The organism is Vibrio sp. 1727, from assembly GCF_033344415.1.
GTDB classification, from domain to species: Bacteria; Pseudomonadota; Gammaproteobacteria; order Enterobacterales; family Vibrionaceae; genus Vibrio; species Vibrio alginolyticus.
Window position 1 is genome coordinate 1 of record NZ_JAWPOT010000287.1, and the last position, 688, is coordinate 688.

Annotated in this window: 1 protein-coding gene; it reads right to left on the reverse strand. The window is 48.3% G+C overall.

Annotated features, from left to right (window positions below; translation table 11 throughout):
- A partial coding sequence (locus R8O10_RS25275) for a VCBS domain-containing protein (RefSeq protein WP_318191966.1) occupies nt 1-688 on the reverse strand: 688 nt, incomplete at both ends.

The window sequence follows — 688 nt, forward strand, 5'->3', positions numbered from 1 at the left end:
TCGGGATTGACGGTCAATGTGAAAACCGGATTTGTCCCTGCTGTTGCCGTATAGGTGAAGCTGCCATCAGAATTAGCCGTTTCCGTCATTGTGACGGCTACGCCTTGTGAGGTTAATCCATCAACAGGTGTCGCATTCGAGTCAAGCTGGTAACTCACAACTCTGTCTGCACCTTCAGTGGTCGTAAACTGGCCATCAATTGAAACTGGGTCGTTTTGGTCAGAACCGATACCAGCCAGATCGTCTTCATCAACACTGATCGCTTCAAAATCCGTTACAACTGGCAATGAGTCAACGATGGTGACTGGCAACGTAATTTTGCTCGTGTCGCCATCAAAATCCGTCGCGATGATGGAAAAGTCCAACGTTAAGGTGTCACTATTTGGAGCATGATCGACAGCCCCTTGCAGTTCAAATGAATAACTACCATCGTTGTTTACCTGCAACGTAAATACCGAATTGCCGTTTGCCGTCGCTGTGTAGGTAAAGCTACCGTCGGCATTACTGACTTCGGCCAACGTGATAACTTGACCGTTGGAGGTCAAACCGTTGAGCGGGTCTGAACCTGTTTCAAGCTGGTACTGAACCACACCATCTGAGCCTTGCGTGGTCGTGAACTGCCCTTCAACCAACAGTGCGTTTGATTGCCCACTATTCGTGATGAGATTATTTTCATCCACAGTGAGAG